The 26,650-nt window shown below is 75.1% G+C and carries 29 protein-coding genes and 1 riboswitch; of the genes, 18 read left to right on the top strand and 11 right to left on the bottom strand.

Features of this window, described 5'->3' with window-relative positions; translation table 11 throughout:
- Window positions 1-8: 8 nt before the first annotated feature.
- On the top strand, window positions 9-2,450 hold the full coding sequence (locus VKZ81_RS20675) for a GcvT family protein (RefSeq protein WP_324243269.1): 2,442 nt from the start codon (window positions 9-11) through the stop codon (window positions 2,448-2,450).
- 230 nt (window positions 2,451-2,680) lie between these two features.
- Window positions 2,681-3,085, top strand: a complete 405-nt coding sequence (locus VKZ81_RS20670) for a DUF742 domain-containing protein (protein ID WP_324243268.1) — start codon at window positions 2,681-2,683, stop codon at window positions 3,083-3,085.
- A 17-nt stretch (window positions 3,086-3,102) separates the two neighbouring features.
- Here the strand turns inward: VKZ81_RS20670 and recQ are convergent, their stop codons facing one another.
- A complete protein-coding gene (recQ, locus tag VKZ81_RS20665) occupies window positions 3,103-4,941 on the bottom strand; it encodes a DNA helicase RecQ (RefSeq protein ID WP_324243267.1) in 1,839 nt (612 codons plus the stop codon).
- Between the two features lie 151 nt (window positions 4,942-5,092).
- Between recQ and VKZ81_RS20660 the strand changes: the two genes are divergently transcribed.
- Window positions 5,093-5,797, top strand: a complete 705-nt coding sequence (locus VKZ81_RS20660; protein WP_324243266.1) for a GntR family transcriptional regulator — start codon at window positions 5,093-5,095, stop codon at window positions 5,795-5,797.
- On the top strand, window positions 5,794-6,492 hold the full coding sequence (deoC, locus tag VKZ81_RS20655) for a deoxyribose-phosphate aldolase (RefSeq protein ID WP_324243265.1): 699 nt from the start codon (window positions 5,794-5,796) through the stop codon (window positions 6,490-6,492). The genes VKZ81_RS20660 and deoC overlap by 4 nt, the downstream gene beginning before the upstream one ends.
- Before the next feature lie 78 nt (window positions 6,493-6,570).
- Here the strand turns inward: deoC and VKZ81_RS20650 are convergent, their stop codons facing one another.
- Complete coding sequence (locus VKZ81_RS20650; protein ID WP_324243264.1) at window positions 6,571-7,356, bottom strand: SAM-dependent methyltransferase; 786 nt, start codon at window positions 7,354-7,356, stop codon at window positions 6,571-6,573.
- 120 nt (window positions 7,357-7,476) lie between these two features.
- Entirely contained in the window at window positions 7,477-8,295 is an 819-nt protein-coding gene (locus VKZ81_RS20645) for a GntR family transcriptional regulator (protein WP_324243263.1), read from the bottom strand.
- Window positions 8,296-8,351: 56 nt separating this feature from the next.
- Between VKZ81_RS20645 and VKZ81_RS20640 the strand changes: the two genes are divergently transcribed.
- The 3 genes from VKZ81_RS20640 to fgd all read left to right on the top strand — a co-directional run bounded on the left by VKZ81_RS20640 (window position 8,352) and on the right by fgd (window position 10,995).
- Window positions 8,352-8,840, top strand: a complete 489-nt coding sequence (locus VKZ81_RS20640; RefSeq protein ID WP_324243284.1) for an ABC transporter substrate-binding protein — start codon at window positions 8,352-8,354, stop codon at window positions 8,838-8,840.
- A gap of 17 nt (window positions 8,841-8,857) precedes the next feature.
- Window positions 8,858-9,622, top strand: a complete 765-nt coding sequence (locus VKZ81_RS20635; RefSeq protein WP_324243262.1) for a fumarylacetoacetate hydrolase family protein — start codon at window positions 8,858-8,860, stop codon at window positions 9,620-9,622.
- 362 nt (window positions 9,623-9,984) lie between these two features.
- Window positions 9,985-10,995 carry a glucose-6-phosphate dehydrogenase (coenzyme-F420) gene (fgd, locus tag VKZ81_RS20630; RefSeq protein ID WP_324243261.1) on the top strand — a complete coding sequence of 337 codons (1,011 nt, stop codon included), beginning with the start codon at window positions 9,985-9,987 and terminating at the stop codon, window positions 10,993-10,995.
- A 48-nt stretch (window positions 10,996-11,043) separates the two neighbouring features.
- On the opposite strand, the gene VKZ81_RS20625 is transcribed toward fgd, so the two are convergent.
- The 8 genes from VKZ81_RS20625 to VKZ81_RS20590 form a co-directional block, all read right to left on the bottom strand.
- A complete protein-coding gene (locus VKZ81_RS20625; RefSeq protein WP_324243260.1) occupies window positions 11,044-11,454 on the bottom strand; it encodes a ChaB family protein in 411 nt (136 codons plus the stop codon).
- Between the two features lies 1 nt (window position 11,455).
- A complete protein-coding gene (locus VKZ81_RS20620; RefSeq protein WP_324243259.1) occupies window positions 11,456-11,767 on the bottom strand; it encodes a DUF4235 domain-containing protein in 312 nt (103 codons plus the stop codon).
- Entirely contained in the window at window positions 11,764-12,000 is a 237-nt protein-coding gene (locus VKZ81_RS20615) for a hypothetical protein (RefSeq protein ID WP_324243258.1), read from the bottom strand. The genes VKZ81_RS20620 and VKZ81_RS20615 overlap by 4 nt, the downstream gene beginning before the upstream one ends.
- 65 nt (window positions 12,001-12,065) lie before the next feature.
- Window positions 12,066-12,860 (bottom strand): AfsR/SARP family transcriptional regulator, encoded by a 795-nt coding sequence (locus VKZ81_RS20610; RefSeq protein WP_324243257.1) that lies wholly within the window; start codon window positions 12,858-12,860, stop codon window positions 12,066-12,068.
- Window positions 12,861-13,111: 251 nt separating this feature from the next.
- Window positions 13,112-14,083 (bottom strand): ATP-binding protein, encoded by a 972-nt coding sequence (locus tag VKZ81_RS20605; protein ID WP_324243256.1) that lies wholly within the window; start codon window positions 14,081-14,083, stop codon window positions 13,112-13,114.
- Window positions 14,080-15,045 carry an MEDS domain-containing protein gene (locus VKZ81_RS20600; protein ID WP_324243255.1) on the bottom strand — a complete coding sequence of 322 codons (966 nt, stop codon included), beginning with the start codon at window positions 15,043-15,045 and terminating at the stop codon, window positions 14,080-14,082. The genes VKZ81_RS20605 and VKZ81_RS20600 overlap by 4 nt, the downstream gene beginning before the upstream one ends.
- Window positions 15,046-15,217: 172 nt before the next feature.
- Window positions 15,218-16,825 carry an acetolactate synthase large subunit gene (locus tag VKZ81_RS20595; protein WP_324243254.1) on the bottom strand — a complete coding sequence of 536 codons (1,608 nt, stop codon included), beginning with the start codon at window positions 16,823-16,825 and terminating at the stop codon, window positions 15,218-15,220.
- Window positions 16,822-17,325, bottom strand: a complete 504-nt coding sequence (locus tag VKZ81_RS20590) for an OsmC family protein (RefSeq protein ID WP_324243283.1) — start codon at window positions 17,323-17,325, stop codon at window positions 16,822-16,824. The genes VKZ81_RS20595 and VKZ81_RS20590 overlap by 4 nt, the downstream gene beginning before the upstream one ends.
- A gap of 106 nt (window positions 17,326-17,431) precedes the next feature.
- Between VKZ81_RS20590 and clsA the strand changes: the two genes are divergently transcribed.
- From clsA to VKZ81_RS20535, 11 genes are all read left to right on the top strand, one after another.
- The gene (gene clsA / locus VKZ81_RS20585) at window positions 17,432-18,127 is read left to right on the top strand and encodes a cardiolipin synthase ClsA (RefSeq protein WP_324243253.1); all 696 of its coding nucleotides are present in this window, start codon (window positions 17,432-17,434) and stop codon (window positions 18,125-18,127) included.
- 90 nt (window positions 18,128-18,217) lie between these two features.
- Complete coding sequence (gcvH, locus tag VKZ81_RS20580; protein WP_324243252.1) at window positions 18,218-18,604, top strand: glycine cleavage system protein GcvH; 387 nt, start codon at window positions 18,218-18,220, stop codon at window positions 18,602-18,604.
- Between the two features lie 141 nt (window positions 18,605-18,745).
- Window positions 18,746-19,198 (top strand): glycogen accumulation regulator GarA, encoded by a 453-nt coding sequence (gene garA, locus VKZ81_RS20575; protein WP_324243251.1) that lies wholly within the window; start codon window positions 18,746-18,748, stop codon window positions 19,196-19,198.
- Window positions 19,199-19,306: 108 nt separating this feature from the next.
- Window positions 19,307-19,780: a bifunctional nuclease family protein gene (locus VKZ81_RS20570; protein WP_324243250.1), complete on the top strand. Its 474-nt coding sequence runs from the start codon at window positions 19,307-19,309 to the stop codon at window positions 19,778-19,780.
- Between the two features lie 130 nt (window positions 19,781-19,910).
- Window positions 19,911-20,489: a MerR family transcriptional regulator gene (locus VKZ81_RS20565; protein WP_414709429.1), complete on the top strand. Its 579-nt coding sequence runs from the start codon at window positions 19,911-19,913 to the stop codon at window positions 20,487-20,489.
- A gap of 16 nt (window positions 20,490-20,505) precedes the next feature.
- Entirely contained in the window at window positions 20,506-22,116 is a 1,611-nt protein-coding gene (locus VKZ81_RS20560) for a response regulator transcription factor (RefSeq protein WP_324243249.1), read from the top strand.
- A 29-nt stretch (window positions 22,117-22,145) separates the two neighbouring features.
- Entirely contained in the window at window positions 22,146-22,940 is a 795-nt protein-coding gene (locus VKZ81_RS20555) for a sensor histidine kinase (RefSeq protein WP_324243248.1), read from the top strand.
- A 67-nt stretch (window positions 22,941-23,007) separates the two neighbouring features.
- Window positions 23,008-23,640, top strand: coding sequence for a response regulator transcription factor (locus tag VKZ81_RS20550; RefSeq protein WP_324243247.1), 633 nt, complete (start codon window positions 23,008-23,010; stop codon window positions 23,638-23,640).
- Entirely contained in the window at window positions 23,637-24,278 is a 642-nt protein-coding gene (locus tag VKZ81_RS20545; RefSeq protein ID WP_324243246.1) for a hypothetical protein, read from the top strand. Before VKZ81_RS20550 ends, VKZ81_RS20545 begins: the two co-directional genes overlap by 4 nt.
- Window positions 24,279-24,367: 89 nt before the next feature.
- Window positions 24,368-25,231 (top strand): alpha/beta fold hydrolase, encoded by an 864-nt coding sequence (locus VKZ81_RS20540; RefSeq protein ID WP_324243245.1) that lies wholly within the window; start codon window positions 24,368-24,370, stop codon window positions 25,229-25,231.
- Entirely contained in the window at window positions 25,228-26,448 is a 1,221-nt protein-coding gene (locus VKZ81_RS20535) for an NAD(P)/FAD-dependent oxidoreductase (RefSeq protein WP_324243244.1), read from the top strand. The genes VKZ81_RS20540 and VKZ81_RS20535 overlap by 4 nt, the downstream gene beginning before the upstream one ends.
- A gap of 18 nt (window positions 26,449-26,466) precedes the next feature.
- Window positions 26,467-26,558, top strand: a riboswitch (glycine riboswitch).
- Window positions 26,559-26,650 lie beyond the last annotated feature (92 nt).

Raw genomic sequence — 26,650 nt, 5'->3', positions numbered from 1 at the left:
TGCCCCCCATGCCAGACGTGTTGCCCAGCCGTGCCCGCATCGTGATCATCGGCGGAGGGGTGGGTGGGGCCAGTGTGGCCTACCACCTCGCGGAGCGCGGCGAGCGGGACGTCCTGCTGCTCGAGCGCTCCGAGCTGACCAGCGGATCGACGTTCCACTCCGCGGGGCTGGTCGGCCAGCTGCGCTCCGACCCGGCCCTGACCAGGATGAACGTGTACTCGGCCGAGCTGTACCGCAAGCTCGAGGCCGAGGGCGGCGAGCACGCCCCGGGGTGGGTCGAGTCGGGTTCGCTGCGCCTGGCGTCCTCGCCGGAGCGGCTGGAGGAGATCCGCCGCCAGGCCGGGTGGGCGGCCCGCTCCGGGCTGCCGCTGGAGCTCATCTCGGCCGAGGAGGCGCGCGAGCTGTTCCCGCTGATGAGCACGGACGGCGTGCTCGGCGCGGCCTACACGCCCACCGACGGCCACGTCGACCCGTCCCGGCTCTGCTACGCGCTCGCCGCGATGGCCCGGGCCAACGGCGTCACGATCGCACAACGAACCCGTGTCGTGGCGATCAACACCGACAAGGGTCAGGTCACGGGCGTGCGCACGGACCGGGGCGACGTCGAGTGCGAGATCGTCGTCGACTGCGGCGGCATGTTCGCCGCGGAGATCGGCCGGCTCGCCGGTGTCCGGATCCCGGTGGTTCCGATGTCGCACCAGTACGTCGTCACGGCGCCGCTGCCCGCCGGGTCGATGCCCGCCGACCGGCCGCTGCCCTCGCTGCGCGATCCCGACCTGCTCGTCTACTACCGCCAGGAGGTCGACGGGCTCGTCATGGGCGGCTACGAGCGGCGCTCGGCCCCGTGGACGGCCACGGCGGCCTCCTACGACGCCGTGCCGGCCGACTTCAACGGCAAGCTGCTCTCCCCGGACTGGGACCGCTTCTCCGAGATCATCGAGAACGCGCAGGTCCGCGTGCCGGTGCTGGCCGACACCGGGATCACCACGATGATCAACGGGCCGGAGGCGTTCACGCCCGACAACGAGTTCTGCCTCGGCGAGACCGAGGTCGCCGGGTTCTTCGTCGCCGCGGGCTTCTGCGCGCACGGCATCGCGGGCGCGGGCGGGATCGGCCGGGTGATGGCCGACTGGATCCTCGACGGTGACCCGGGCATGGACCTGTGGCACATGGACGTGCGCCGCTTCGGCCGGCACTACCGCTCGCCCGGCTACACGCTCGCCCGCACCGTCGAGAACTACGAGAGCTACTACGACATCCGCTACCCGGCCGCCGAGCGCTCGGCGGGCCGGCCGCTGCGCACCTCGCCCGCGTACGCGTGGCACGCCGCGCACGGCGCGGTGTTCGGCGAGAAGGCCGGCTGGGAGCGGGTGAACCACTACTCCGAGCCCGGCTCGGAGGAGCTGCGGCCGCGCGGCTGGGCGGGAAGGCACTGGTCGCCGTGCGTGGAGCCCGAGCACCGCGCCGTGCGCGAGGCGGCGGGCCTGTTCGACGAGAGCTCGTTCGCGAAGATCTCGATCAGCGGCCCGGACGCGGCGGCGTTCGTCGCGCACGTGTTCGCGGGTCGGGTGGGCCGCCCGGTGGGCTCCGTGGTCTACACCCAAGCGCTCAACGACCGCGGCGGCATCGAGATGGACGTGACGGTCACCCGGCTCGCCGAGGACGAGTTCCTCGTGGTCACCGGCACCGCGTTCGGCACGCACGACCTCGGCTGGCTGCGCCGCCAGGCCCGGCTCACCGGCGCGTCCGTGCGGCTGGCCGACGTCACCGGTGCCGAGGCGTGCTTCGGGTTGTGGGGCCCGCAGGCCCGCGAGCTGCTCGCCCCGCTCACCCCGGCGTCGCTGGAGAACGCCGACTTCCCGTTCGGCACCATGCGCGAGACGACCGTGGGTGACGTCCCGGTCCGGGCGGCGCGCGTGACGTTCGTCGGGGAGCTGGGCTGGGAGCTGTACTGCTCCACCGAGTACGGCGCGGCGCTGTGGCGCACGCTCGTCGAGACCGGGGCCCGCCCCTGTGGCTACCGGGCGATCGAGAGCCTGCGGCTGGAGAAGGGCTACCGGGTGTGGGGCGCCGACATCACCCCCGAGACCACCCCGGACGAGGCCGGGCTGTCCTTCGCGGTGCGCGCCGACGGCGAGTTCGTCGGGCGCGCGGCGCTGCTCGCGGCCCGCGAGCGCGGCATCGACCGCTCCCTGAGGTGCCTCGTCGTCGACGACCCGCGGGCCGTCGCGCTCGGCGGCGAGCCGGTCCGACTGGACGGCCAGGTGGTGGGGCAGGTGACCTCGGGAGGCTACGGCTACACGGTGGCCCGCTCGATCGCCTACGCCTACCTGCCCGCGGGTACGCCCGAGGGTGCGGAGCTGGAGGTGCAGATCGACGGCACCTGGGAGCGCGCCGCCGTGGCGGCGAGCCCGCTCTACGACCCGAAGGGGGAGCGCATCCGCGCCTGAGCGCGCCACCCGACTGCAGCAACGGCCGTGCGTCTGGTCGTGAAGATCGACACGTCGGGTGACGATACGGCGCGACGCGCCGCGCGACACTGGGCTGATCCCGTGAACGTGCTGCAGCGAACTCGTCGCTCGCGGTAGCGTCTGCGCACCGCGACCCCGTGTCGCCGTGCGGCCCCGGACCCCGGCCGGCGCGATTCGCTCCCCCGCCAGCACCGCCGTGGAGGATGCGCATGCATCACTCGGTCTGCAGACCCGTCGTCACGCCGTTCCCGCGCGCCCCCGGCGCGCCCGCGCTCGCGTCCCGGGTGGCCGGCGCCCGCCCGCCCGGGCCCGGTGGGGGACCGGTGGGCCCGGAGCACGACCTGCCGGTGGAGTCGGTCGTGACGGCCACGGAACGCGCCCGCTGGGGCCGGGCGCTGGACCCGGAGGCCCGCGCGATCGTCGAGCTGGCCCGGCGGCCGGTGTCGCTGGTGGAGATCGGTGCGGCGCTCGGCGTGCCCGTGGCCGCGGTGCGGGGGCGGGTGCACGAGCTCGCCGAGGGCGGCTTCCTGCACGTGCACGCCACGCCCGCGTTCCCGGGCGGACGCCCGCCGGGCGACGTGCTCGCCCGCCTCCTGCGCGGGCTGCGCCGGTGAGGGCCGGCCGGTGAGGGTCAGCCGGTGAGCGCCTCGAGCACCTGCTCGCCGTAGCGGGCGAGCTTGGTCTCGCCGACCCCGCTGATGGTGCCCAGCTCGGCGAGCGAGCTGGGGCGGCGGGAGGCGATCTCGCGGAGCGTGGCGTCGTGGAAGATCACGTAGGCGGGCACGCCCTGCTCCTTCGCCACGGCGCCGCGCCACGCGCGCAGCCGCTCGAACACCCCGGCGGCCTCGGGCGCGAGCTCGGGCTGGGCGGCCTTGGCCGGCCGGGACCGGCGGGCCTGCCGCTTCGGGTCGCGGCGCAGCATCACCTGGCGTTCGCCGCGCAGCACGGGCCGGCTCTCCTCGGTGAGCACGAACGTCTGGTGCCGCGGCTCCACCGCGAGCATCCCGCGGGCCACGAGCTGGCGCAGCACCGCCCGCCACTCGGCCTCCGACAGCTCGGTGCCGACGCCGAACACCGAGAGCGTGTGATGGTCGAACTGCTCGACCTTGGCCGTGCGCCTGCCCAGCAGGATGTCGATGATCTGGCCCGCGCCGAACCGCTGGCGGCGCTCGCGGTCGAGCCGGAAGACCGTGGAGAGCACCTTCTGCGCCGCCACCGTGCCGTCCCACGACTCCGGCGGGACCAGGCACGTGTCGCAGTTGCCGCACGGCGGCTCGCCGCGCTGGCCGAAGTAGGCCAGAAGCTGCGAGCGGCGGCACTCGACGGTCTCGCACAGCGCGAGCATCGCGTCGAGGTGCTGGGCGAGGCGGCGCCGGTGCTCGCGGTCGCCGTCGGACTCCTCGATCATCTTCCGCTGCTGGACGACGTCGGCGAGGCCGTAGGCGAGCCACGCGGTGGACGGCAGCCCGTCGCGCCCGGCGCGGCCGGTCTCCTGGTAGTAGCCCTCGACGGACTTGGGCAGGTCGAGGTGCGCGACGAACCGCACGTCCGGCTTGTCGATGCCCATCCCGAACGCGATGGTGGCGACGACGATCACACCGTCCTCGCGCAGGAAGCGCGCCTGGTGGGCCGCGCGCGTGGCCGCGTCGAGCCCGGCGTGGTAGGGCAGCGCGGTGAGGCCCTGGGACACGAGGAACTCCGCGGTGCGCTCCACCGAGCTGCGCGACAGGCAGTAGACGATGCCCGCGTCGCCCGCGTGCTCGGTGCGGATGAGCTCGAGCAGCTGGCGGCGCGGGTCGTCCTTCGGCGCGATCCGGTACTGGATGTTGGGACGGTCGAAGCTCGCGACGAAGTGCCGGGCCCGCTCGCTCGGGCGCAGGTCGAGCCGCTCGGCGATCTCGGCGTGGGTGGCCTCGGTGGCGGTGGCCGTGAGCGCGATCCGCGGCACGTCCGGCCAGCGCTGGTGCAGCTGGGAGAGCTCGAGGTAGTCGGGCCGGAAGTCGTGGCCCCACTGCGCGACGCAGTGGGCCTCGTCGATGGCGAACAGCGCGATCCGCCCGCGGTCGAGCAGGCCCAGGGTGGAGGGCACCCGCAGCCGCTCGGGGGCGAGGTAGAGCAGGTCGAGCTCGCCCGCGAGGAACGCCCGCTCGGTGTCGCGGCGCTCGTCGAGCGACTGGGTGGAGTTGAGGAACCCGGCCCGCACGCCGAGCGCGCGCAGCGCGTCGACCTGGTCCTGCATGAGGGCGATCAGCGGGGAGACGACGACGCCGACGCCGGGGCGCACCAGCGCGGGGATCTGGTAGCAGAGCGACTTGCCGCCGCCGGTCGGCATGAGCACCAGCGCGTCGCCGCCCGCGCAGACGTGCTCGATGATCTCCGCCTGCCGGCCGCGGAAGGACTCGTAGCCGAACACCCGGCGCAGGACGTCGAGCGGGGTGCTCGCGGGGGCTGCGGTCCGGGCGTCGGGCACCCCGCGATCGTAGGGGGACGGTCCGGCCGGGCGGGGACGAACGGGGAAGGCCGGGCGCTCGACGCGTCGACCCTCCCGGTCGACCGGTTGACAACCCGCGCGGCGCACGGCACTGTCCAGGCTGTCTAGACAGGATCGGTGAGGAGGTGTCGTGCCGCCGCTGTACGCGCGCATCGAGCAGGCGCTGCGCACCCGCCTCGCCGCCGCCGCACCCGGCGACCCGCTGCCCTCCGAGCCGGCGTTGGCGGCCGAGTTCGGGGTGGCCCGGATGACCGTGCGGGCGGCACTGGACCGGCTGGCCGCCGACGGCCTGGTGGAGCGCGTGCCCGGCCGGGGTACCTTCGTGCGGCCCCGGCCCGCGCCCCGCCCGGCCGGCACCCTGATGAGCTTCCACGACCAGGTGCGCAGCTGGGGCCGGGTGCCCTCGTCCCGCCTGGTGGAGGCCGGGCTCCGGCAGGCGAGCGCCGACGAGCGGGCGGCCCTGCGGCTCGGCCCGGGCGCGCGGGTCGTCGCGATCGTGCGCGTCCGGCTCGCCGGGGCCACCCCGCTCGCGCTCGAACACGCCTGCTTCCCGCCGCAGCTGGCCCACCTGCTGGAACTCGACCTGGAGCACGAGTCGCTGCACCGCGCGCTGCGCGAGCGCGGCGTACACCCGACCCTCGGCTCCTCGACGCTGACCGCGGAAGCGGCCGGGCCGCACGCGGGCCTGCTGGACGTGCCGGCCACCGAGCCCCTGCTGGTGGAGACCCGGCTCATCGTCGACCAGCGCGCCGACCCCCTCGAACGGACGGTGAGCCGCTACGTCGGCTCCCGTTACTCCCTGCAGGTGACCTTCGACGTGGAGGCAGGACCGTGATCACCCGGACCACCCTTCCCGAGCCCTCCGTGGTCGCGGGGATGATCGACCACTCGCTGCTCCGACCAGAGCTCACCAGCGACGACGTGCGGGCGGGCTGCGCGCTCGCCGCGGCCAGGGCGACGGCATCGGTGTGCGTTCGCCCGTCGGACGTGCGCCTCGCCGCCGCCGCGCTCGCCGGTACCCCGGTCCTCGTCGGCACCGTCGTCGGCTTCCCGCACGGCAGCACCACCACGGCCGCCAAGGTCGCCGAGACGCGGGAGTCGGTGACCGACGGCGCCGCCGAGATCGACGTGGTGCTGCACATCGGGCGCCTGCTCGAGGGCGACGCGGCCTACGTGCGTGACGACATCGCGGCCGTCGTCGCCGCCGCCGAGGGGCGCACCGTGAAGGTGATCCTGGAGAACGCCCTGCTCGACGCGGACGCGAAGGTGCTCGGTTGCCGGCTCGCCGAGGCGGCGGGCGCCCACTACGTCAAGACGAGCACCGGTTTCGCCCACGGCGGCGCGACCGCCGACGACATCGCGCTGATGCGCCGGACGGTGTCGCCGCACGTCGGGGTCAAGGCCGCGGGTGGCGTGCGCTCCCTGGACCGGCTGCTCGAGCTCGCCGCGCTCGGCGCCACCCGGTTCGGGGCGACGGCCACGGCGGCGATCCTCGACGACCTCGCCGCCCGTCGGACCGCCGCGGGGTGATCGCGCTCTGATCCCAGCGGCGGGTCCCAGCGGCGTGTTCCAGCGGCGCGGCCCGTGCGCCCGTGGCGGTGGGTTGGGTCAGGGCTTGCGGGCGACGCCGCCGTACATCGCGATGTCGGCGTCCGGGACCGGGGCCGCGCCGGGAAGCGGCCGCCACTTGTGGATCTGCACGATCCCGGGGTCGACGACGTCGAGCCCGGCGAAGAAGTCCTCGGTCTCGGCCTTCGACCAGAACCGGACCTTCTCCCCGTAGGCCTCGTACACCTGCCGTACCCCGGCGAGGGGGACCGGCGCGAACTCGTCGGTGGCGATCGACGCCGCGAGGTAGCTGCCCGGCACCAGCGCGTCGACGAGCCGCCGCACCACCTGCTGCGCGAGCCCGTCCTCGGGGACGAAGTGCAGCACGGCGATCAGGGTGAGCCCGACCGGCTGGGAGAGGTCGAGCGTGTCGCACAGCCGCGGGTCGGACAGGATGGCCTCCGGCTCGCGCATGTCGGCGCAGACGTAGGCGGTGCGGCCCTGCGGCGTGCTGGCCATGCGGGCCTTGGCGTGGGCGAGCACCGTGGGGTCCTTGTCGACGTAGACGACCCGGGCGTCCGGGGCGATCGCCTGCACGACCTCGTGCAGGTTGGGTGAGGTCGGGATGCCGGTGCCGATGTCGAGGAACTGGCGCACGCCGCTCTCGGCGAGGTAGCGCGCGACGCGGTGCATGAAGCTGCGGTTCTCCAGCATGTGCACGCGCAGCGCGGGCCACAGCCGCAGCGACGCCTCGCCCGCGGCGCGGTCGACGGCGTAGTTGTCCTTGCCGCCGAGGATGTAGTCGTAGATGCGCGCGCCGTGGGCGCGATCGATCTTCAGGTCCATCGCGCGCAGCCCCGGCTCTCCTCGTCGGTGTGGTCGGCGTGATGGTAATGCGCGGTTCCCGGAGGTCCAGAGGCCGCCGCGGTGGAGCCGGTGGATCTTTCCCCGCCGGGCCGTGGCCGGTCACGATGCCGGGGAGGGCTCCGACACCCCGGCGGCGCCGTTGCGTTCGCCGTCGTCCCGCCGCACCTCGGTGCGCACCATGAGCCGCACCTTGTCGGCGCGGTACAGGTCGCGCGCGTACTCGACCGCCAGCCCGCCCACCGAGTGCGCCGTGCGCTCGACGCCCATCAACGGCGTGCCCCGCACCACGCCGAGCGCGGCGGCCGTGGCGGGGTCGGCGCTCACCGGCTCCAGGTACTCGACCGCGGTGTGCGGGGCGAGCCCGTACTCGTCGGCGAGCAGCTCGTAGATCGACCCGGTGAGCGGGTGGCCGAGCAGGCCGGGCAGGCGATCGGCCGGCAGCCACGTCCGCTCCAGCGCGAGCGCGGTGCCGTCGGCGGACCGCACGCGCACCAACTCGTACACGGGTGCGCCCGGCGGGAGCTGCAACGCCCGGGACACCTGCCCGTCCGCGTCGACGGTGCGGGCGGTGAGGACCTGCGCCCCCGCCCGCCGGTGGGCCCGCCGCATCTGCTCGGTGAACCCGGCGACCCCGGTGAGGTCGCAGTCGATGCGGGGCTCGGCGACGAACGCCCCGCCGGAGCGCCCCGGGGTGCGCACGAGCACGCCGCGGCGGGCGAGCCCATCAAGGGCCTGGCGCAGCGTCATCCGGCTCACCCGCAGCGCAGCGGCCAGTTCCCGCTCACCGGGCAGCCGGTCGCCCGCGGAGATCGCGCCCGCGGTGATCTCCTCCATGAGCCACCGTTCGATCTGGGCGTGCACCGGCACGCCGCGGTGGCGCTTCAACGCAGGGGCGCGTTCCAGCAGCTCCGCCGACACCTGCCCAGGGTAATCGCTACGAACCCGAACCGGTTGCGAACGGAGGGTGCAGACCGATCGGCGACGGCTCGTCGCTGCTCGCGGCGCTCGAGACCGGGCAGATCGACGCCTACCAGCTCTCCCCGCCGACGCCGTACGTGGCGCAGGCCGCGGGGTTCGGGACCGTGCTCATCGACGGGCCGTCGGGCGACGTGCCGAGGTTCGCCGACTTCGCCTACACCGGGTTCGCCGCCAACCGGGAGTGGGCCGAGGCCAACCCCGAGGCCGCCCGCGCGTTCAGCAGTGCGCTGAACCAGGCGATGGAGCAGGTGCTCGCCGACCCGCGGGCCGCCGCGGAGAAGATCGTCGACCGGATGTCGGCAGGCGACCTCCCGGTGCTCCAGCAGACCCTGGAGGCGCTCGCGCCCGCGCTCTCGGAAGACGGCTGCTTCGACCCGGCGGCCGTGCAGAGCACGCTCGCCGTCATGCACGAGGTCGGCATCACCGGCAGCGCTGGTGACCCCGCCGAAGGCGTGCTGTGGACCAACGCGTACAACCAGTGCTGAAGGCGGAAGGACATCAGTTGAAGATCATTCGTTACGCGGGCCCCGACGGCGCCGCGTGGGGCCTCCTCTCCGACGGCGTGGTGCGCGCGGCCGAGGGCACCCCGTTCGTCGACCTGCGGCCGACCGGGGTGGACGTGGGTCCGCTGGACGAGGTGCGGCTGCTCGCCCCGGTGACCCCGCGCACGGTCCTCTGCGTCGGGCGCAACTACCGCTCGCACGCCGAGGAGTTCGGCAACGCCGTGCCGGAGGAGCCGCTGCTGTTCCTCAAGCCGCCCGCGGCGGTGGTCGGGCCGGGTGCCGACGTGGTGTACCCGAAGCTGTCGCAGCGGGTCGACCCGGAGGCCGAGCTGGTGCTGGTGATCGGGCGCACCGCCCGCAACGTCGCCGCGGCCGACGCCTGGGACGTGATCGGCGGCTACACCTGCGGCAACGACGTGACCGCCCGCGACATCCAGCGCGCCGACGGCCAGTGGACCCGCGGCAAGGGCTTCGACACGTTCTGCCCGATCGGGCCGTGGGTGGACACCGAGTTCGACCCGACCGACGTCGGCGTCTCGTGCACGGTGGACGGCGAGCGCCGCCAGGACGGGCGCACCAAGGACCTGATCTTCGGCATCCCGTTCCTGATCGAGTACATCACCCGGTTCACCACGCTGCAGCCCGGCGACGTGGTCCTCACCGGCACGCCGGAGGGCGTCCGCCCGGTGGAGCCGGGCAACACGATCACGGTGGAGGTCGAGGGTTTGGGCGCGCTGAGCAACACGGTGGTGGCGGAGGCCTGACCGCCGGGGCCGCGGTCGGGCCAGGCTCTCCCGCCACCGGCCACGGCAGGGCACCGAGGTCGCCACTCGCGATCGGTCCGTCCACGATCGCGCGCGTGACGAGCGGGATCCGAGGCGGCCAGGGTGCCGGTGAGCGCCGCCGGGCAGCGCCCACCGGTACGGGCGGGCGACGGGGCGAGGCGGCGGAGGGCGGACAGGGCGGCGGGCGGCGGCTCCGGCATGCCCCGGTCGACGGTAGGAACCGCGGCTGATCGGTGCACCCGGGTCTCGGGCGCTCGCGGACGCGACCGGCGCGGCACGCGGCCCTCCGGGCGCGAGTGGCAGGCTGGGGGCAGCAGAAGATCGCGTCAGGAGGAACCGTCGTGGCAGGGCAGCTGAGGATCGGCTACAAGGCGTCCGCGGAGCAGTTCGCGCCCCGGGAGCTGGTGGAGTACGCCGTGCGGGCGGAGGAGGTGGGGCTCGACAGCGTCGTGATCTCCGACCACTTCCTGCCGTGGCGGCACAACGGCGGACACGCGCCGTCGTCGTTGGCCTGGCTGCCTGCGGTGGGGGAGCGCACGTCCCGGGTGGTGATCGGCACCTCCGTGCTCACGCCGACGTTCCGCTACAACCCCGCGGTGCTCGCGCAGACGTTCGCGACGCTCGGCGTCCTGTACCCGGGGCGGGTGATGCTCGGCGTCGGCACCGGCGAGGCGCTCAACGAGATCGCGGTGTCGGGCCGGGAGTGGCCGGAGTTCAAGGAGCGGTTCGCGCGGCTGCGCGAGTCGATCCGGCTGATGCGCGCGCTGTGGACCGAGGAGGAGGTGTCGTTCGAGGGCGAGTACTACCGCACGGTCGGTGCCACCATCTACGACCGGCCCGAGCAGCCGGTGCCGGTGTACGTGGCCGCGGGCGGCCCGGTCGTCGCCAAGTACGCCGGGCGGTCGGGCGAGGGGTTCATCTGCACGTCCGGCAAGGGCATGGACCTCTACACCGACAAGCTCATCCCCGCCGTCGAGGAGGGCGCCGCGGCCGCCGGCCGGGACCCGGGCGAGATCGACCGGATGATCGAGATCAAGCTGTCCTACGACCGCGACCCGGAGCAGGCGCTGGAGAACACCCGGTTCTGGGCGCCGCTGTCGCTCACCGCGGAGCAGAAGCACAGCGTCGACTCGGCCGTCGAGATGGAGCGGCTGGCCGACGAGCTGCCGATCGAGCAGGTCGCGAAGCGCTGGATCGTGGCCTCCGACCCCGACGAGGCGGTGGCCCAGATCAAGCCTTACCTCGACGCGGGGCTGAACCACCTCGTGTTCCACGGGCCGGGGCACGACCAGGAGCGGTTCCTCACCCAGTTCGCCGAGGACGTCCTGCCGCGCCTGCGCGCGCTGGCCTGACGCGGGTCGTGGGGCGGGGCCGCGGCCCCGCCCCGCCGGGGCCGTGCACTACTTCTTCTTCTCGCGCGACTTGCGGGTGCTGCGGTTGTTCGCCTTCTGGATGGCGTCGACCAGCTCGCCCTTCTTCATCGACGAGCGTCCGCGGATGTCGAGCTTGCGCGCGACGTCCATGAGGTGCGCCTTCGAGGCGTTCGCATCGACCCCGCCCGCGGTGTCGCGGTTCGTCCGGCGCCCGGCCTTGGCGGCCTGCTCGTCGGACGGGCCCTTGCGGCCCTTCGGCTCCCAGTGGTCGCCCACCTTCTCGTGGGTGTGCTTGAGCGCGGCGAACGCGACCCGGCGGGCGCGGCCACCGTCGTCGCCGTAGGTCTCGATCGCCGAGTCGTAGCTGTCCACCCAGGTGCGCCTGGCCTTGGCGTCCGAGCGCTCGACGGTGCTCGGCATCGCGTCCTTGCCCGGCATGTCACACCTCCACTCGACGGCGCGGGCGCGGGGTGTCCAGGAAGCGCCGGACGCCCTTCAGCCCGTACCGGTCCACCGCCGTCTTCACCAGCCCGAAGATGGCCCCCTGCAGCGTGGCGGCGAGCAGCACCTCGCGGGTGCTGTAGTCGTCCGACAGCGGCTGCGGGGCCTCGTCCTCGTCGGAGATCCGCTTCCACACCGCCGCGAAGAGCTTCCCGGCGAGCATGCCGCCGATGAGGCCGAAGAGCAGGCCGATGGGCTTGTAGCCGAGCTTGGCCAGGCCGGTCAGCTCGCTGCCGTCGCCGCGTCTCACCGGTCCTCCCGAGCGCGCGCCTCGGCGCCCGTCTCGCCCGCGTAGCCGGCGTCCTGCCCGGCGACGCGGCCGACGAACTGCTCGTTCTCGTCGGTGCCGGTCGTGCCGGCGCCGTCGGCCCCGGCGCGTTCGTCGTCGGGGCGGGCTTTCCGGTCGGGGTCGACCCCGCCCGCCTCGCGGGAGCGCGCGACGTTCGGGTCGGCTTCGACGTCCGGTTCTGGGGTCCCGTGCATGCACCGCGGGTACCCGACCACGCGGGTCCCGAACACGGAAACCGGCAGGGCCCCTGCGTGGAGGTTCAGTAGGGCCGCGAGGCCCCGCCGCCGGAGACGAGGCGCCTGCCGCCGCCGGCGCCGCGGGCGGCGCGCAGGCCCGGCAGCTGGACCGCCGACCGCGGCATCGGGCGGCGCGCCCGCAGCACGGGCCACACCGGGGACGGCGGGAAGAGGGCGTCGAGGCCGTTGGTGGCGGGCCCGCCGACGCTGGAGCGCAGCAGCTCCTCGTAGGCGTCGTACTCGGCCACGGCGGCGGCGATGTTGCCCTGCGCGAGGTGGGCCTCGATGAGGGCCCGGCGGGCGCTCTCGCGGCTGGGTGCGGCCTGCACCGCCATCTCGGCGAGCCGGACGGCCTCGGCGTGGCGGCCCGCGGCGGAGAGGCGCAGGCTGCGCTCCTCGATGGCGTGCAGCCGCAGCTGGCGGAACCGCTCGCGCTCCACCGCGATCCAGGCGGCGGTCCAGCCGGGGAGGATGTCGGCCGAGAGCAGCCCGATGTCGGGGCTGTCGGTGGCCGGGATCTCGGGCAGCGCCCGGATGAGGCCCAGGGCGTCGGCGAGGTCGACCTGGACGTCGGCCGCGAGCGAGAGCGGCCCGGTCAGGTCGCCATCGGTGAACAGCGACGGGATGCCCACCGCCGCGGCCGCCTCCACCAGCAGGTGCTGCGCGGCGGCCGCGGGGACGCCGGGCCACAGGTCGGCGGCGAGCGCCGCGTGCTCCTGGGGGCGGGGGTGGATGGCCAGATAGGCGACGAGCCTGCGGGAGTCGACCCCCAGCGGGACGGGGTTGCCGTCCGCCACGAGGGTGAACGACCCCAGCACGCGCACCGCGTGCCGGGCGCCAGGGTGCGCCTGAGTCGTGCGAGATCGTCGCTGATCGTCAGACATGGATCGTCCTGTGTAGGTGGTGTGCCCGGCTGGAGCTCGCAAGGACCCGTCGGCAGCACGACAACGCCGGAGTCCGCGAAAGCAGAGTGTTCTCCCGAGCGCCCGCGTTGCCAAGGGGCCTGTTCGTCACACTTCCGGCTGCTCAGCGGCCATCCGGGTGACGTGCGAGGCAGCCTTGATGGTACTCAAGGGATGGCGTGCACCCGAACGTGGGTGCCTCGCCCGTCCGACCACACGTGCAGCGAGTCGCACAGCTGCCGCGCGATCCAGACGCCGCGGCCGCGGGGCTCGGCCGGGTGGGGAGCCTGCAGCCCGGGCAGCGGGTCCCGCAGGGTGCCGCCGTCGTCGATTTCGCACAGCAGCCCGTGCCCGCCCGTCCACAGCGACAGCTGCGCCTCGGGCGAGCCGTGCTCCACGGCGTTGGTGGCGAGCTCGTTGACCGCGAGGACGATGTCCTCGACGCGTTCGCGCTCGTAGCCGCGGCCGGAGAGCGCCTGCTCCACGGTGACGCGCACGTCGTGCAGCTGCCAGGCGGAGAACGGCAGCACCACGTCCGGCGGGCCGAGCAGCGGCGGCTCGGCGGCGGGCCGCGCGGACAGGACCGCGCGCGGGTCGTGGTGGCCGGGGTTGTGGTGCAGCTCACCGCCGTCCAGCAGGTACGGGTGGTTGCGCCGGGCGCCGTCGAGGATCTCCAGGTAGAGCGGGAGCTCCGGGTAGAAGCAGGTGATGCGCACCGGCAGGTCGGCCAGCGCCACGTTGAGGGCGGCGTCCAGCTCGGTCCAGAAGCGGCCGTCGACGCCGTCGAGGGCGGCGGTGTGCTCGTTGAGCACGGTGACCGGCCGCCCGCGGGCGACCGACAGCGCGCGCAGCTCGAGCGCCCACCGGGCGGCGAGCGTCTGCGCGGAGGCGCCCGCCGGGCCGTCGACCGAGCGCTTGAGCCGGACCAGCCGGTCCTCGGGCGCGAGGGTGCCGCCGAAGCGGTCGGCGAGCCGGCGCTCGGTGTCCGGCTGCAGCGCGACGGCGAGGGGCTCCTCCCGCTCGGCGGCCTGCTCCACGAGCGGCGTGAGCTGGTCGAGGAGGTCGGTGGTCGACCCGTGGAAGCCCGCGGCGTGCTCCAGGCGGAGCGCGTTGGCCGAACGGGTCGTCTCGATCCTCATGCCGGTGCCTGTTCCTGTTCGGGGGAGGGCGCGGCCGGCGCCGTGGGCGGCCGGTCCGCGGGTTGTTCGCGGGGCGAGCCGTCGACCGGGGGCGTGTCGACGGGCGGCAGGTCGCTGCGGGCGTGCACGACGAGCTGGGTGGCGAACGGGGCCCCGCAGCGGTCGAGGACCCGCTGCACCCGGGGGCGGACGCCGGTCAGCACCAGCCGGTGGGCCTCGGGGAACTCCTCGGCGGCGTGGACCAGCCCGACGGCGCCCGCGACGTCGAGGAACCGCAGCGACGACAGGTCGAGGGTGATGTCGGCGGGCGCGTCCGGCAGGCGCAGCGCCTTGTCGAGGGCGGCCTCGAGGAAGCTGCGGATGCGGGGGCGGTTGCTGTGGTCGCACTCGCCCGCCACCCGGGCCGCGCCGGGACCGAGGGCGGTGATGCGCAGCAGGCCGTCGTCGTAGATGGCGGGCGAGACCACCTCGGTGCGGTGCGCGGCGCGCATCGCGTCGACGACCTCGTCGGGGTAGCGGCCGCGGTCGTAGATGCACAGGACGTGCGCGGGCCGGTCGCGGACCACCTCGTCGACGATGCGGTCGTAGTCCTCGACGCCTGCGGCGGCCTGCGCGACCGAGAAGCTGAGCCTGCCGGTGATCCGCACGGCCGGGAAGCCCGCCGCCAGCGCGGCGTCGACGCCGGCGCGCACCGCCTCGGCCGCCTCCTGCGGCGAGCGGTGCCGGTCGCCGGGGAGGATGGTGAAGCGGCCCTCCCGCAGCGGCCCGGCCACGGCCACCCCGTCGTCGGTCATCCGCTCGAGCACCCGGTCGGAGGTGCCGTCGTCGACGTAGATGACCTGCTCCCCGCGGCTCAGACCGTGGGCGAGGAACTCCGCTGCGATCTCCCACAGCTGTTCGTCGCTGACCGGAACCGCGATGGCGTGGTCGACGCCGCGGCAGTCCTCGACCGTCGTCGTCATCACGCTTCCCGGGCTAGGGCATCAACGTCGTCGAACACAGCTCCGTCGAACGCGGCGTCGTCGAACACAGCGTCACGCGCAGGACACTGTACGTCCGCCACCCGGGCGCCGGGCGCGCGTCCGGGGTGGCGGACGCCGAAGCGCATGATCGCCGCGGTGAACGGAGCCCCGCTCAGGGCGCCAGCGGCGGCAGCACCGCCTCGACGAGGTGCGGCCCCGGCTCGGCGGTGGCCCGGCGGAGGGCGGAGGCGAGCGCCTCCGCCGTGGTCACCCGCTCCCCGGGCACGCCCATCCCCGCGGCCAGCGCCACGAAGTCGAGGTCGGGCCGGTCGAGGTCGAGCAGCGCCCTGGCGCGGGCGCCGTCGCCCGCCAGGTGCGCGGCCGCGCCGGTCTGGGCGAGCTCCATGCGCAGGATCGCGTAGGCGCTGTTGTGGTAGACGACCGTGGTCACGTCCAGGCCCTCCCGGGCCTGCGTCCACAGCGCCGAGATCGTGTACATGGCGCTGCCGTCGGCCTGCAGGCACCACACCGGCCGGTCCGGGCAGGCGATCGCCGCACCCGTCGCGGCCGGCAGGCCGTAGCCGATGGAGCCGCCGGTGAGCGTGAGCCAGTCGTGGCGCGGCGCGCCCGCGGTCACGGCGGGCAGCCCGAGCCCCGAGCTCACCGACTCGTCCACGACGACGGCGCCCTCCGGCAGCAGGGCGCCGACCACGGCGGCGGCGCTCTGGACGGTCAGCGGGCCGCTCGGCAGCGGCGGCCGGGCGGCCGGGGCCGGCCGCGGGGCGGTGCCCGGCGCGACCAGGTCGGCGAGCTCTTCCAGGACGGCCGTGGCGGTCCCGCCCGCGAACGCGCCCTCCTTCGGCACGAGCGCGTGCACCTCGCACCCGGCGGGCACCAGGTCGGAGGCCTTGTCCGGGTAGGCGAAGAACGACACCGGGCGCCGCGCGCCGGCCAGCACGAGGTGGCGCGCGCCGGCGAGCTGCCCGACGGCGACGTCGACGACGTAGCCGAGCCGGTCGACGGGGGCGACGCCCGCACCCCGCTCGAGGCGGGTCGGGAACGTCTCGGCGAGCACCCGGGCCCCGGTGGCGGCGGCGATGCGGTCGGCGGCCGCGAGCCCGGCGGCGCGGGTGGCGTCGCCGCCGACGAGCAGCACGCACGGCTCCCCGGACGTGAGCGCGGCCGCGGCCGCGCGGACGGCGTCCGGGTCGGCCGCGGGCGGCGCGGGCGGCGGGACCGGCGGCGCGGGGACGCCGCCCGGGCTCCAGCTCACGTCGGCCGGGAGCACGAGCGTCGCCACCTGCCCGGCCTTGGCTGCGGCCACCGCCTCGGCGGCGTCGGCGCCGACCTCGGCCGGGCTGGTGGTCGTGCGCACCCAGCCGGACACCGCGCCCGCGATCGCGTGGATGTCGGACTGCAGCGGGGCGTCCAGCGGCGCGTGGGTGGTGGCGTGGTCGCCGACGACGTTGACCACCCCGGTGCCCGCCCGGCGCGCGTTGTGGAGGTTCGCGAGGCCGTTGGCCAGGCCGGGGCCGAGGTGGAGCAGGGTGGCGGCGGGCCGCTCGGCCATCCGGGCGTACCCGTCGGCGGCGCCGGTCGCGACCCCCTCGAACAGGGTGAGCACGGCCCGCATCCGGGCCACCCCGTCGAGGGCGGCGACGAAGTGCATCTCCGAGGTGCCCGGGTTGGCGAAGCAGGTGTCGACCCCGCCGTCGAGCAGCGACCCCAGCAGCGCCTGGGCCCCGCTCGCGGTCGGCGTGTGCACCGGCGCCCGGCTCACGCCTGCACGCTCACGGAGGTGGTGGGGGAGTTGCGCAGGGTCTGCAGGACCACGCAGTAGCGCTCGGTGAGCCGGATGAGCGTGTCGATCTCGTCCTGGCTCGCGGTGGTGTCGAGGTCGAAGCGCAGGCGGATCTCGCGGAACCCGACCGGGGCGTCCTTGGCCACGCCGAGGGTGCCGCGGAAGTCGAGGTCGCCCTCGGCGTGCACGGTGCCCGACGCCTGCAGCCCCAGCGATGTGGCCACGGCCCGCAGCGTGACGCCCGCGCAGGCGACGAGCGCCTCGAGCAGCATGTCGCCCGAGCACAGCTGGGTGCCGTCGCCGCCGGTGGCCGGGTGCAGGCCGGCCTCGGCGAGCGCCGTGGCGGTGCGCACCCGGCAGGCCACGCCGCTGCCGTCGAGCTCGCCGTCCGCGGTGAGGGTGACCACGGCCGCGTCGGGGTCCTCCCGGTAGCGGGCCTTCAGCGGCGCCTGCAGCTCGCGGAGGGTGGTGGCGTCGATCCCGGTTCGTTCCATGGGCTGCATCGTGCCTCCCGCCGGCGCGGGGCGCGACGGCCTGTGGCCCAGCCCGCTGTGCGCCCCGCCCGGGCTGCGTAGGCTCGGTCGGGTGGCCGAACCGTCGCTGACCAGCCTGCTCGGCCGGGTTGGCCGGGACCGCGTGCTCACGGTCCCGAACCTGCTGAGCCTGCTGCGCCTCGCCGGGGTGCCGCTGTTCGTGTACCTGCTGCTGGTGCCCGGCGGCGCGGAGTGGGGCGCCGACATCTGGGCGATCGTCGTGCTCGCGATCGGCGGCATCACCGACTGGCTCGACGGCAAGCTCGCCCGCCTGCTCGGCCAGTACAGCGCGCTCGGGGCCCTGTTGGACCCCGCGGTGGACCGGCTGTACATCCTCGCCGCGCTGCTGGCGCTGGGCGTCCGCGACGTCGTGCCGTGGTGGGCGGTCGCCGCGCTCGTCGCGCGCGACCTGGTGCTGGGCGCGACCCTGCCGGTGCTGCGCTCGCGCGGCTACGGGCCCTACCGGGTGACCTACCTGGGTAAGGGCGCCACGTTCCTGCTGTTGTACGCGTTCCCCCTCCTGCTCGCCGCCCAGGCGGAGGGGTGGTTCGCCGACCTCGCCCGCCCGTTCGCCTACGCGTTCGCCGTGTGGGGCACCGCGCTCTACCTCTACACCGGCCTGCTCTACCTGGCGCAGTTCGTCCGCGCGCTGCGCACGCCGCCCGTCCCCGTCGACCCGGGGCCCGTCGACGCCGGGTCCGCCGACGCCGGGTCCGCGGCCGCCGCCCGGGCGGCTCCCGAGGGCTGAGCCGGGTCGGGCACGGGTGCGCGGGCGGTGCCGCGTGGATCACGCCAACCCCGCCGACCACGACCCGCGGGCACGGCCTACTCTTTCGGCGTGATCCCCGAGGACCTCCGCTACACCGAAGCCCACGAGTGGGTGCGCGACCTGGGGGACGGGCTGGTTCGGATCGGCATCACCGACCACGCCCAGTCCCAGCTCGGCGACGTCGTCTTCGTGCAGCTGCCCGCCGTCGGCGACGAGGTCACGGCCGGAGCGTCCGTGGGGGAGGTCGAGTCCACCAAGTCGGTCTCGGACATCTACTCGCCCGTCTCCGGCACGGTCACGGCCGTCAACGAGGCCCTCGAGGCCAACCCCGAGCTGGTCAACTCCGGCCCGTACGACGAGGGGTGGATGCTGGAGGTCCGGCTCGCGGAGGGCGCCACCGGCCTTCCCGACAACCTCCTCGACGCCGCCGCGTACCGGGAGTTGACCGAGGGCTGACCGCGCCTTCCGCGCCGACGGCTGCGCGGTAGGTTTGCGGTATCAGGCGCCGCCGCGCGCACCCGCCCGAGCGGCGTCACACTTGTTGTACGTGAAGAGCAGGGCACCCCACTCGCCCACCCATCAGGAGGAGACCCCGAGGTGACCACGAACGACGGGCCCGGCGTACCCCCGGAGCGCTCCCCGGAGACCACCTCGGTCTTCCGCGCGGACTTCCTCTCCGAGGCCGACTCCCAGGCCCAGGACCAGCCGGTCTCCGGTGTCGAGTCGCTGCCCGCCGGCTCGGCCCTGCTGGTCGTCAAGCGCGGCCCGAACGCGGGCTCGCGCTTCCTGCTCGACCGCCCGTCCACGAGCGCGGGCCGTCACCCGGACAGCGACATCTTCCTCGACGACGTCACGGTGTCCCGGCGCCACGCGGAGTTCCGCAACGACCACGGCGAGTTCATCGTCGTCGACGTCGGCAGCCTCAACGGCACCTACGTCAACCGGGAGCCGGTCGACACCGCGGTCCTGGCCAACGGCGACGAGGTGCAGATCGGGAAGTTCCGGCTGGTGTTCCTCACCGGGCCGCGCGAGTCCGGGCCGAGGGGCTAGCTCCGGCTCACCCCGCCGACGCGCGCCGCGACCCGTCCGGAGTCGGGCGCCGGCTGGGTGCGCCGTGTAGCGTCGGGAAGCGCAGGACCGCGAGGAGGAGCGATAGCGATGAGCGAGATGCGCGTCGTGGGGGTACGGGTCGAACTGCCCGCCAACCAGCCGATCCTCCTGTTGCGGGAGACCACGGGCGACCGGTACCTGCCGATCTGGATCGGATCGGTGGAGGCCACCGCGATCGCGCTGGAGCAGCAGGGCGTCAAGCCGGCCCGGCCGCTCACGCACGACCTGCTCAAGGACGTGATCAACGCCCTGGGCCGCCGCCTGGAGCTGGTGCGGATCACCGACCTGCAGGAGGGCACCTTCTACGCGGAGCTGGTGTTCGACGGCGGCATCACGGTGTCGGCGCGCCCCAGCGACTCGGTCGCGCTCGCTCTGCGGATCGGGGTGCCGATCCACGCCGAGGAGAGCGTCCTCGCCGAGGCCGGGCTGATCATCCCGGACGAGCAGGAGGACGAGGTCGAGAAGTTCCGCGAGTTCCTCGACTCGATCACGCCCGAGGACTTCCGCGGCGCCCAGCCGTAACCCTCCACCACCCGGCGGCGCGCCGCGTTGACCAGGCGCGCGGAGGCTCATATCGTCGGATGTCTCGTAGCCCGTCGGTTCCGGCCCTGCCCCCCGGAGGTCGGAATCGGGCTCCGGCGGAAGGAGTTCGGTGGAGCAGCCGCCGTCCGGCGCGCCCGAGCAGGGCGAGCTCTTCCCCGATCCGTTGCTCGGTGAAGGGCTCGACGGCCTGCCCGACCAGCTCGTCGGTTTCCGCGGACCGACCGCGTGCCAGGTCGTCGGGATCACCTACCGGCAGCTGGACTACTGGGCGCGCACCGGGCTCGTCGTGCCCTCGATCCGCGGTGCCGCGGGCTCCGGCTCGCAGCGGTTGTACTCGTTCAAGGACGTCCTCGTCCTGAAGGTGGTCAAGCGCCTGCTCGACGCCGGGGTGTCGCTGCAGAACATCCGCGTGGCCGTCGAGCACCTGCGCCGCCGCGGCATCCGCGACCTCGCGGGCATCACCCTGTTCTCCGACGGCACCACCGTCTACGAGTGCGCGTCGCCCGAGGAGGTCGTCGACCTGCTGCGCGGCGGCCAGGGCGTGTTCGGCATCGCCGTGGGCGGGGCCATGAAGGAGATCAGCGGGTCCATCAAGGACTTCCCGGTGGAACGGGCCGACGGCGGCACCGTCGACGACGCCCCTGAGGACGAGCTGTCCCGCCGCAGGGCGCGGCGCGCCATCAGCTGATCCGAGGCCGCGCCCCGTGGACGAGGACCTACGGGAGCGGGGCCGCTCGGCGTACCGGCAGCGCGAGTGGGCGATGGCCCACGAGCTCCTGGCGGCGGCGGACCGTGCCTCGCCGCTCCCCGTGGACGACCTCGAGCTGCTGGTGACCAGCGCCTACCTGGTGGGGCGCGACGAGACGGGCGACGACCTGGCCGCCCGCGCGTACCGCGAGCTGGTGCGCGCCGCGCCCACCCGCGCGGCGCGCCACGCATTCTGGCTGGGCATCCAGCTGCTGCTGCGCGGCGAACCCGTGCGCGGCGGGGGGTGGCTCGCGCGGGCGCGGCGCCTCGTCGACGAGGGGGGCGGCGACTGCGTGGAGCGCGGCTACCTGCTCGTCCCGGCCGCCCTCCAGGCCCTCGAGGAGGGTGACGCCACCACCGCTCGGGAGCGCGCGCAGCGGGCCACCGCGATCGGGGAGCGCTTCGACGACCCCGACCTGGTCGCGATGGGGCGGCTCGGCGTGGGCCAGGCGCTGATCGCCGCGGGGGAGGCGGGCGCTGCGGTGGCGGAGCTGGACGAGGCGATGATCGCGGTCACCGCGGACGAGGTCTCCCCGGTCGTCGCGGGCATCGTCTACTGCGCCGTGATCGAGGCCTGCCAGGAGGTGTTCGACCTGCGCCGCGCCCAGGAGTGGACCGCGGCGCTCGCGCACTGGTGCGCCACGCAGCCGGACCTCGTGCCCTACCGCGGGCAGTGCATGGTGCACCGGGTCGAGATCATGCTGGTGCACGGCGCGTGGCCGGACGCGCTCGACGAGGCCCGGCGCGCCTGTGAACGGCTCGCCGGCCACCCCGCGGCGGGATCGGCCTGCTACCAGCTCGCGGAGGTGCACCGGCTGCGCGGGGAGTACGAGGCGGCGGAGGAGGCCTACCACCGGGCGAGCCGCTGGATCCCCGCTCCGCAGCCCGGGCTCGCGCTGCTGCGGGCGGCCCGCGGCCAGGTCGACGCCGCCGCCGCGATGCTCGCCCCGGTGCTCGCGGAGGCGACCGCGTTCGTCGCCCGGTCGCGGCTGCTCGCCGCCCACGTCGAGATCATGATCGCGGCGGACGACGTGGCCGCGGCCCGCGCGAGCGCCGACGAGCTGTCCGCGATCGCCGGCGACGTCGACGCCCCGCTACTGCGGGCGATGGCCGCGCACGCCACCGGCGCCGTCCTCGTCGCCGAGCACGATCCGGGCGCGTGGGAGGCGCTGCGCCGCGCCTGGCGGGCCTGGCAGGCGCTCGACGCGCCCTACGAGGCGGCGCGGGTGCGGGTGCTGCTGGGGCAGGCGTGCCTGCAGCGGCGCGACCCCGACTCGGCCGAGATGGAGCTCGACGCGGCCCGGCTGGTGTTCGAGGGGCTCGGCGCCGCCCCGGACGTCGCGCGCGTGCAGGCGCTGTCGCGGGCGCCGGCCACCGCGGGGCTGACCGCGCGGGAGGCGCAGGTGCTGCGGCTGCTCGCGACGGGGAAGACCAACAAGGCGCTCGCCGCCGAGCTGTTCCTGTCCGAGAAGACCGTCGCCCGGCACGTGAGCAACATCTTCGCCAAGCTCGGGGTGTCCTCGCGGGCGGCGGCCACCGCGTACGCCTACGAGCACGGGTTGGTCTAGCGCGGGCTGCGGCGTCCGCGGTACCCGCCGTGGCGCCGAGGACGATCGCACTGGCGTCGGCCGCGGTGTCGGCCGCGCTGTTCGTCGGCGTCGCGGCGGCCGTCGCGGGCCCGTGGTGGACGGGGCTCGCCCCGATGGCGCTGGCCGCCATCCCGGTGGGCACGGCCGCCGGCGACGCGGTCCGCAGCCGCCGCGAGCTCGTCGTCGCGCTCGAGGACCGGGCGCGCCGGGCCGAGGAGGCCCTGGAGCAGGAGGCTGGGCGGCGGGTGGCCGACGAACGGCTGCACATCGCGCGGGACGTGCACGACCTCGTCGCCCACCACATCGCGGTCGTCAACGTCCAGGCCGGGGTGGCCGCCCACGTGCTCGCGGACCGCCCCGACGCCGCGCGGGAGGCGCTCGGCCACGTGACCGAGGCGAGCAGGGCGGCCCTCGACGAGCTGGGATCGCTGATCGGCGTGCTGCGGGGCTCCGACGAATCCGCGCCGAGCACACCGACGACCACCGCCCCCACGCCGGGGCTCGCCGACCTGGAGCGGCTGGTCGCCGCGGCCGAGGTGACCGGGCTGCGGGTCGACCGCGAGGTGGTCGGCGCCCCGCGTGAGCTGCCGCCCGCCGTCGACGTCTCGGCCTACCGCATCGTGCAGGAGGCGCTGACCAACGCGGGCAGGCACGGGGCCGGCCGCGCCCGGCTCATCCTGACCTACGCGCCGCAGCAGCTGGAGATCGAGATCCGCAACCGGATCGCGCTTCCCCGCGCGGCCGGACCGGCCACGGGCTCGTCGGCATGCGGGAACGGGTTGCCGCGATCCGGGGCGAGATGACGGCCGGGCCCGGCCGCGACGGCGAGTTCGCCGTCCGGGTACGGGTGCCGCTGCCCGGGGAGGCCCCGTGACCGTCCGGGTCGTGCTCGCCGACGACCAAGCCCTCATCCGGGGCGGGTTCCGGGCGCTCGTCGAGTCGGCCGACGACATGGAGGTCGTGGGGGAGGTCGACAACGGGGCCGACGCGGTCGCGGTGGTGCGCGAGACCCGCCCGGACGTCGTCCTGATGGACGTCCGGATGCCCGGGGTGGACGGGCTGGCGGCCACCCGGGCGATCACCGGGGACGCCGACCTCGCCGCCGGCCGCGTGCTGGTCTCACCACGTTCGAGATCGACGAGTACGTGTTCCAGGCGCTGCGCGCCGGCGCCAGCGGCTTCCTCGGCAAGGGCGCCACCGGCGCGGGAGCTGCTCGACGGGATCCGGCTCGTGGCGCGGGGCGAGGCGCTGCTGTCGCCCACGGCGACCCGGACGCTCATCGCCCGGTTCCTCGCGCAGCCGCAGCGGTGGGACGGGGCCGTCCCGGACCGGTTCCATGGCGAAGCTCGGCGCCCGCGACCGGGCGCAGGTCGTGGTGATGGCCTACCAGTCCGGCCTGGTCCGCGGCCCGGACTGATCGCCTACCGCGTCGGCGGTACGCCGGGATGCCCGCACGCGGACGACGCCGGGCACGGCCGCCCGCCGGAACGCTCGCCGGCATGACCGAAACCCGGGACAAGCTGGTCGGCCCCCTGCGGCGGGTGCTCGTGCTCATGCACATGACGACCGCGTTCGGCTGGCTGACGTGCGCCCTCGCGGTGCTGCTGCTGACGTTCCACGGCGCGACCCCGACCGATCAGGACGACCGGCTCGCGGTGTCGGCCGCCGTCGCCCACCTCGACGACGACCTCCTCGCCGACTTCTCGTTCATGACCGCCTACACCGGGCTGGTGCTGGCCGGGCTCTCGCACTGGGGTTTCACCCGGTTCTGGTGGGTCGCCGTGAAGCTGGCGCTCGCCATCGGCCTCGCGCTCGGCGGCAGGGCGCTCCACACCGCGTTCCTGGCCGACGACACCGCGGCCCGCACCGGGACCGTCGACCTCCGGCTGGTGGGCGCCGAGGTGCTGATGGTCGCGGCGATCGCGGTGATGGCCTGGATCGCGCGCACCAAGCCGTGGGGCCGGATCAGGGCGCAGCGGGGCCCGGCCCGGCCGTGGGGTCACCCCGTGCTGTACGCGGTCGCCATCGCCACACCGGTGCTGGACTACGTCACCGACCTGCCGCTGCAGGCGATCCCGGCCGCCGTCGTGCTCGGCCACCGGGCGAGGGAGCTCCTGCGAGCGCAGACCCGCACTGGGTAGAACCACCCATCCGCCGGCGTGGGTTCTTCGCCCGATGCCCCCGCCCCCGCGCGCCGCCTAGTGTCGCCCGATCGACGGCGGGAGGCGCCATGAACACCAGGCGGAGCACGCGGGAGACCCTGCTTTCGGGGCTCCCGGTCACCGAGCGGCGGCGGACCTGCGCGGGGGTGCCGACCGCCGTGCTGGAGGGGGGCGCGGGAACGCCGCTGGTCCTGCTGCACGGGCCCGGCGAATTCGCCGCGTCGTGGCTGCCCGTGCTGCCCCGGCTGGCCCGCCACCACCGGCTCGTCGTGCCCGACCTGCCCGGCCACGGGGCGTCGGGCGGTGGCCCGCTCGCCGCCGAACGCGTGCTCGACTGGCTCGACGAGCTCGTCGGCGCGGCCTGCCCGGCCCCGCCGGTGCTGGTCGGCAAGACGATCGGCGGGGCGATCGCGGCCCGGTACGCCGCGCAGAACCGCCGCGAGCTCGCCGCGCTCGTGCTCGTCGACACCCTCGGGCTCGCCGCGTTCGAGCCGGCCCCGCGGTTCGGGCTGGCGCTGCACCGGTTCCTCGGCGACCCGACGCCGCGCACCTACGAGCGCCTCATGGAGTTCTGCGCGTTCGACCTCGACCGGGTGCGCGCGAACATCGGGCGCCGCTGGGACGCCTACGCCGCATACGCGGTCGAACTGGCCGCCGACCCGCAGGTCCAGGCTGCGCTCGGCGGGCTCATCGGGCAGTTCGCGGCGGCGCCGATCCCGGCCGAGGAACTCGCCCGCATCGGCGCACCCACCGCTCTCGTCTGGGGCCGCCACGACCTCGTGACCCCGCTCGCGGTCGCCGAGGCCGCGAGCGCCGCCCACGGGTGGCCGCTGCACGTGGCCGAGGACGCGGGCGACGACCCCGCCCTTGACCAGCCCGGCGCGTTCGTCGACGCGCTGCGGTCCGCGGTCGGAACGGTGGTAGTGCCGTGAACGGGGCCGTGAGCGGGTTCGACGTCATCGTGGTCGGCGCCCGGTGCGCCGGGTCGCCGACGGCCATGCTGCTCGCCCGGATGGGCCACCGGGTCCTGCTCGTCGACCGGGCGAGCTTCCCGAGCGACACCGTCTCGACCCACCTCGTCCACGCCCCCGGCGTGGCGGCGCTGCGGCGGTGGGGCCTGCTGGAGCGGGCGGTGGCGGGCAGCCCGCCGATCGACACCTACGCGTTCGACTTCGGCCCGTTCACCATCACCGGCAGGCCCGGCACCGGGTACGCGCCGCGGCGGACCGTCCTCGACACGGCGCTCGTCGCCGCGGCGGCCGCGGCCGGGGCGGAGGTGCGGGAGCGGTTCACCGTCTCGGAGCTGGTCGTCGACGACGGCCGGGTCACCGGGATCCGCGGCCACTGCGCGGGCGGGCGCACCGTCACCGAGCGGGCTGCCGTGGTCGTCGGGGCCGACGGGCTGCACTCGCTCGTCGCCCGCACCGTGCGGCCGCACGGCTACCACGAGAAGCCGCGCCTGCTGTGCGGCTACTACGCCTACTGGAGCGACCTGCCGACGGACGGCCGTTTCGAGACCTACGACCGCCCGGAGCGGGCCTTCGCCGCATGGCCGACCAACGACGACCTGATGCTGGTCATCGCGGGCTGGCCGTACCGCGAGTTCGCGGCGAACCGGGGCGACGTCGAGGGCAACTACCTCGCCACCCTCGAGACGGTGCCCGCGTTCGCCGACCGCCTGCGCGGCGCCCGGCGCGAGACCCGGATCGTCGGGACGGCGGTGCCGAACTACTTCCGCACGCCACACGGTCCGGGCTGGGCGCTCGTCGGGGACGCCGGGTACAACAAGGACTTCATCACCGCGCAGGGCATCCAGGACGCCTTCCGCGACGCCGAGCTCGTCGCCACGGCCCTGCACGAGGCCTTCACGGGCGCCGCCACCTACGACGCCGCGATGGAGCGCTACCGGGCGGTCCGCGACGAGGCGCTGCCGATCTACGAGTTCACCACCTCGCTCGCCGCGCTCGAGCCGCCCCCGCCCGAGCTCGCGCGGCTGCTCGCCGCGGTGAGCGGCGAGCAGGCCACGATGGACGCGTTCGCGCAGGTGGCGACCGGGGTGACATCGCCCGCCGAGTTCTTCTCCGACGAGAACGTCGGGCGGATCCTCGCCGCGGCGAGCCGCGGGGTCGAGACCCCGCCGCGGCGGTAACATGTGCGCCGCAGTCGCCGAACTCGCGCGGGAGAGTCCCGGTCCCGGCCGGGCGCCGAAGGAGCAACTCCTCCCCGGAACCTCTCAGGCACCAGGACCGCGCGGGCGAGACGCCTCTGGAAAGCGACGGGCATGCCCGTCCGCCGACGGGGAAAGCCCTGGTGCCGCCGGGGCGAATCTCTCAGGCGCCCGGCGACCGGGC

It is taken from the genome of Pseudonocardia sp., assembly GCF_035305885.1.
Classification (GTDB): Bacteria; Actinomycetota; Actinomycetes; order Mycobacteriales; family Pseudonocardiaceae; genus Pseudonocardia.
The sequence above is the reverse complement of the archived record's forward strand: the minus strand, read 5'-3'. Positions and strand labels throughout refer to the sequence as shown.

Coding starts and splice junctions, on each gene's coding strand:
- VKZ81_RS20540 (WP_324243245.1), top strand. CDS start 24,368: ATGAACACCAGGCGGAGCACGCGGGAGACCCTGCTTTCGGGGCTCCCG.
- VKZ81_RS20570 (WP_324243250.1), top strand. CDS start 19,307: ATGAGCGAGATGCGCGTCGTGGGGGTACGGGTCGAACTGCCCGCCAAC.
- VKZ81_RS20615 (WP_324243258.1), bottom strand. CDS start 12,000: ATGCACGGGACCCCAGAACCGGACGTCGAAGCCGACCCGAACGTCGCG.
- VKZ81_RS20650 (WP_324243264.1), bottom strand. CDS start 7,356: ATGGACCTGAAGATCGATCGCGCCCACGGCGCGCGCATCTACGACTAC.
- VKZ81_RS20670 (WP_324243268.1), top strand. CDS start 2,681: ATGCATCACTCGGTCTGCAGACCCGTCGTCACGCCGTTCCCGCGCGCC.
- VKZ81_RS20545 (WP_324243246.1), top strand. CDS start 23,637: ATGACCGAAACCCGGGACAAGCTGGTCGGCCCCCTGCGGCGGGTGCTC.
- VKZ81_RS20675 (WP_324243269.1), top strand. CDS start 9: ATGCCAGACGTGTTGCCCAGCCGTGCCCGCATCGTGATCATCGGCGGA.
- VKZ81_RS20605 (WP_324243256.1), bottom strand. CDS start 14,083: ATGAGGATCGAGACGACCCGTTCGGCCAACGCGCTCCGCCTGGAGCAC.
- VKZ81_RS20625 (WP_324243260.1), bottom strand. CDS start 11,454: ATGCCGGGCAAGGACGCGATGCCGAGCACCGTCGAGCGCTCGGACGCC.
- VKZ81_RS20600 (WP_324243255.1), bottom strand. CDS start 15,045: ATGACGACGACGGTCGAGGACTGCCGCGGCGTCGACCACGCCATCGCG.